General features: G+C 27.1%; 5 protein-coding genes. All 5 read right to left on the minus strand.

Translation table 11 applies throughout. The features are described from left to right. Positions 1-49: 49 nt before the first annotated feature. On the minus strand, positions 50-1,300 hold the full coding sequence (locus AJN70_RS04050) for a hypothetical protein (protein ID WP_070295509.1): 1,251 nt from the start codon (positions 1,298-1,300) through the stop codon (positions 50-52). A 77-nt stretch (positions 1,301-1,377) separates the two neighbouring features. Then, positions 1,378-2,070: a DUF4276 family protein gene (locus AJN70_RS04055; RefSeq protein WP_070295510.1), complete on the minus strand. Its 693-nt coding sequence runs from the start codon at positions 2,068-2,070 to the stop codon at positions 1,378-1,380. Next, positions 2,070-3,149: an AAA family ATPase gene (locus AJN70_RS04060; protein ID WP_070295511.1), complete on the minus strand. Its 1,080-nt coding sequence runs from the start codon at positions 3,147-3,149 to the stop codon at positions 2,070-2,072. The genes AJN70_RS04055 and AJN70_RS04060 overlap by 1 nt, the downstream gene beginning before the upstream one ends. A 33-nt stretch (positions 3,150-3,182) precedes the next feature. Beyond that, on the minus strand, positions 3,183-4,760 hold the full coding sequence (locus AJN70_RS04065; RefSeq protein WP_070295512.1) for a putative toxin: 1,578 nt from the start codon (positions 4,758-4,760) through the stop codon (positions 3,183-3,185). A gap of 19 nt (positions 4,761-4,779) precedes the next feature. Next, positions 4,780-5,419, minus strand: a 640-nt coding sequence (locus AJN70_RS04070) for an ankyrin repeat domain-containing protein (RefSeq protein WP_186821009.1), incomplete at its 5' end; no start/stop codon positions are given.

Raw genomic sequence — 5,419 nt, forward strand, 5'->3', positions numbered from 1 at the left:
AAGAGTTACATTAATATCTTCTATTCTAGGAATAGTTATCTTTCTTTTTCTAGCCATGAAAAGCCTTGTGAGATTTGAGAATGTTTTCTAATTGCTCATCTTTAGCATAAAGAAATTTTTCTTCTAAGGAGCAATCAAAGTTTAAAGGAAAAGGTTTTAAGGTATTTTTACTTAAAAATTTTTCCCAAAGCATAGAATTTTCCTCTGAAGACAAATTCCAAAAATCATCTTTATTGTTATAAACATAATCTTGATAATCTATAAAATTTACAAAATTAATATTTGTATCTTTTTGTTTAGAGAGTAAACCTTGTATATTTTCTTCTTCGACTTTTTTTGGGATTTTGTTGTAATTGATAAGATAATGATTAAGTCTATCTTCATTTAACTCTTGATTATCAAGTTCTTTTAAAAACTCTTTAGAATAATAATTTAAAAAGTAAGTATTTGCGTATTCTTCTATATATTCTTTAAAACTTCTTTTATGAATTAATTTATCTTGATTAATGGGATAAGATTTAAAAGCATTATCTTTAGAATTTAATATATAGTTATAACCCGAAAAAAAATAAGAAAAATCCATAAAAGCATAATCAGCGCTGATGCCTTTACAAAGATCTAAAAACATATTTTGAAGTTCTAAAATAATTTTTTCATTTTTGCTTAAATTTAATTCTTTTTCTAGTTGCTCTTGATTTTTTGGGATAAAAGTATGACTGATTCTATGATTATAATTATCAACTAGATATTTTAAGCTTTCATCACTGAAATTAAAAGTTAAATTAAGCGAAGAGTTAAAATAAACATCATATTTATTGAAATAGGGTGCTAAGTTGTCTTTATCTATAAAAGCATTGATTTGATTTTGAGAAAAATTTTCACCACTTTCATTCCAAAAAGGAAAATTAGGAGAAAGATTTTTAAGTGCTCCTATTTCGCTTAAATCATTTTCTTGATAATATCTATGTAAAATATATTTGCTTTTATCTAAACATAGCCTATCGTAAATTTGGAGATAATTTGAAGGTAGAAAATCGCACCATTCATCATTTCCATGTAAATTTATGCCTTCAAATTTATCGATACTAAAATAAGCTTTAAGTTTCTGCATGGCTTTTAAAGTATCATTTAAATGTTTGTTATAAAAACTACCTTTATTAGCTTGTTTAAATTCAAACCAATCTTGAGAATTTAAACGATTCCCTTTTAAACTCCAAGCATCAAGATATTTTTCATCGCTAAAGGTTTTTGTAGAAAAAAGGTAAAAACTTACTTGATTAGCGCTTATATTTTGTTTCATTTTAATTCCTGAAGGTGTTTGAGGTGTTTTTATTGCTATTTTTAAAAACCTTTTTCAAATTCTTGTGAAATAAATTTTTATTTTTCACTATTTTCCTTTTTGTTGCCTAAACTATGAATTTTTTCACACCATTTATTAAAATGTCGGCATTTTAATCTTATATTATCTATGCCTATTTCTTTAGCGATTCTTCCACCGTGCAAGATTTTATTATAGCTTGGAAAAGATAAAATCTTTTTTAATCTATTTGAAGGACTTGTTTCTTTACTATTATTAATAAATTCTGGATTATCGAATTCTTTGACAATGTCTTCTAGTTTATAAATAAGTTTTTTATTCCATTCAGCATCTGCTTTAATTATTTTTGTAATATCACTAAAAAGCAAACTTTCAAATTCATGTGGCTGTATATAGCTAAAAAAATTATTTGTATCGCATTGTTGTTTAATGATTTTATCAAATTCTTCTTGTATTTTTTCAACGTGTTCATATATATTTTTATTACATTGTTTTTCTTTTAAAAATCTATTATCCAATCCATAGTAATCAAACATTGTTGTCATAAAAGCTTGTGAATCTTGTTTTAATTTTTTAACAATAAAATCAACCACTCTATCATACGCAAGTCCTCCACCTTTATGTCCTTTAGATGTAGGTATTATAAGTGGAGTAAGATAAACATTAGAGTTATAAAAATACGATCCTAAAATTTCATTTATAAATTTTTCCTCACTTTGTCCTTCGCAAATCACATAACATCTTGTAATCATTATTTTGGTCTCCCGCCTATAAGATTACTTGCCCAAATTTCTCCAAGTGTATAGTCTTCAAGCCAAGCTTCTAATTTTTCATTATCCATTCTTGTAAAAGTAGATTCATCGTTTTCTTTATCTACTACTATAATATCTTGCGCTTCAAAATGGTTTATCAGTTCTACAGATTGTGAAGAAATAATGAGTTGCTTTTCTTTAGCCACTCTCTTAATAATTTCACTTAAAACCTTTAATGCATAAGGATGTAGTCCCAATTCCGGTTCATCAATAATAATCGTTCCCGACATCAACTCAAAAGGCTGAAGTAATAAAGTAGCTAAACATATAAATCTTAAAGTCCCATCAGAAAGCATATGGGATTTAAAAGGAGTATCAGGATTATTTTTATGATACCATTCTAATTGTATATTTTCATTAGTTCTAAAAATAAATCCTCCAAAGAAAGGGGCGATATCTTGTATAGTCGTTAAAATTTGTTCATAGTGATTATTGTGATTATCATGAAGCATTTTAAGATAAGCTGCTATATTTTGTGCGTCTTCTTTAAATATAAGATTGTCATTTGCATCACACATTCCCTTCATCTTGGCTGTATCGCTTGTATCATGAAAATGATAAAGTTTCCATTTTTTGATTTCATTTAGAACATGTTGTGCTACTTTTTTAGAATAACTTCGTTCTATTATATCTGAAAGATTACTTTCTAGTTGATTACTTCCTATAGGTTCTTTATAGTCTTTATAGTCTCCATCAAAGAAAATATATTCATTTAATATCATAAGCTTATTTTCACTCGTTGGAACAAAGGTAGCATAATAACCATTTTTGCCAAAAGCAAATTCAAGATATATATTTTCAGTCTTTTTTCTGCCAAAATGTAAAAAATTATCAGGTCCTTTATCTTGTGTAAAAAATTGCAAATTTTTATTAAATAAAGCATTAAGCATTTTAAATACTGAAATAAAATTACTTTTACCTGCACCATTTGCACCGATTAAGATATTTAAATTTTTAAGCTCAAATTTGGATAAATCTTTTATGGATTTATATCCTTTGATTGTTATTTTATTTAGCATTTATAATCCTTTTGCATTCTCACAAACCTTCCTTTAACTTTTCTGAAGATTCTGATTTTCGTTAAAAACTTCTTCTAAATCTTCTGCATTATTTAAATTTAATCTTTTTATCACTATTTTATTAGGTGCTACTCCTTTTATATGGTGCAGATATATTTCTTTAAAAACTGTTTTTATACTTCTATGTAAATGCCTATGGTAAATAAAGCCACTTCTTGCATCACAATCCCCACCTTTTTCTGAAAAAATTCTCAAACGAGAAGTTTGAACATTTGATACTTCAGACCAATTTTGCTTGTTTTTATCCTTTTCATTTAAGATTTCTGCCACCTTTACTTTTTTCAATCTTTTTGTTTCTTTATTAAACTCACTCACTTTTTTTCCATCGAGTGCTAGTTTTTCATGTTCTTCACGCGTCAATGCACTTCCTGCTACATTTTCTGTTAAATGTGTATAATGATTGCACACAAAGATGTAATCAAGTTCATATTCTCTAGCCAGTTTTAGCTCAAAGCTTATTTGTTCTGTTAGGCTTTGAACTTGAACATTTTTAACTTCGACTAAACTAGGAATATCATTGATGATCACTAAAAAATCAGGTATAGTATGATTAAAACTATGAAGATTGAAATTAGCATCAATTTTTCTTTGATTGCTCAAATGGCGTGTAGATCTTTTTTTAAAAAGTAAAGAGGTGATGTATTCTCCCGCATCTCCTATAACACTGGGTGTGATTTTTCTATTCTCATTTTTTTCAAGATCTATTTTTATTTTTTCACATTCTTCAATTTTTTTATTTTGTTTATCTATCAAACTTTCTTTAGCGTCTTCAGAAATTTCTGATGGCTCAAGTTTTTTTAACATTTTAAGTTTTAACTTGGCAGTTTTTATAAGATCTTCTATTTGTTGTTTTTTGCCACCATAAGCAGCAAAGGTTGTTTTGTTATTAAGCATTTCTTTAAATTCTTCAGGTGTTTGAAACTTAAAATCATCTGGATTATTTATTTGAGCTATTTTTCTTTGAAAAGTAAGAGTTTTTTGCTTACAATTTGCTAATTCTAAAATCACAAAGCTACTATTTAAAATAGGAACAGGATCAAATTCAAAATCTTTATTATCATCTTCAGGAAGTAATCTAGGTATAAGACACCATTGAGACTTATTATAAAATTTTTTTAAAGTTTCTTTTTTTATTTTTGCAACACCATTTTCTATAGGAAATTTTTCTATGTAATCATGTTTTTTTATGTAATTATCTTTTTTTGTATAAACATCATAAAATATATCATATTCATAATTTTTTCTTACAAATTTTCCAACAGGAGTAGCCTTATTGTCCAACTTATCAAATTCTTTATTAATATCTTCGCTGGTGCTAAGTCCAAGCTGTGCGATTTTCTCTTCTTTTTCTTGGTTGATTTTTTTTAGATATTTTTGGGAGTTATCTTTGTTAAATTGCAGGATTTCTTCTTGTGGATTTTGATCGTTTTGAATTTTTTCTACCTCTAAATGCTCTTTTACAGGTGCATAAAAGGCAATATAACCACCGATAATATCTACACTTTCAAATTCTTTAATGTAAAATTTAACATCATGAAATTTAATTTTCAAGAAAAAATCCTCCTTTTTATTATTTTTTCATCTTTCTTCTTTCTTCATACATTTTAATTTGTTCTGGTCTCTCTAAACTCGTATCAATATTGTATTCTTTAACCAATTGTTCCCAAGTCTTAGCACCTGCTTTTTTTAAGATTGTTTTATTTTTATTTATCCCAAAAGAAATAGCCCTATCTAATGGAGTATCAGGTTTAAAATAATTAATTTTATCATTTTCAATTTCATTGATAGTGCAATTAGCAGCATTGACATCAGCTCCATATTTGATCAAAATTTCCAAACAAGTTCCAACAGGTTTTTTCTTAGATCTTGCAGCTATATGTAAAAGGGTTTCCCCTGCATCGATATAACTGTGTTCATGTTCTGTTTCAATCCTTCTCATATTTACATCAGCACCAAATTGTAAAGCCACTTCTAAAGAATTTACAGACTCAGGATCACCAAGCAATATCCAAGAATGCAAAGGGGTAGCACCTTTTTCATCATAAACTTCAAATTTACATCCTTTTTTAAAAAAATAATCAATCATTTTTTTATTTTTTCCACCCACTCCAATATAATCAGTAAGAGCATTATTTCCTAAACACTCATCATCAGCTTTAAGTCCTAAACTCTCAAAATACTCCATCATTTCAAAACTTTGACTCTTATCA

This window comes from Campylobacter sp. BCW_4341, assembly GCF_001764255.1.
Classification (GTDB): Bacteria; Campylobacterota; Campylobacteria; order Campylobacterales; family Campylobacteraceae; genus Campylobacter_D; species Campylobacter_D jejuni.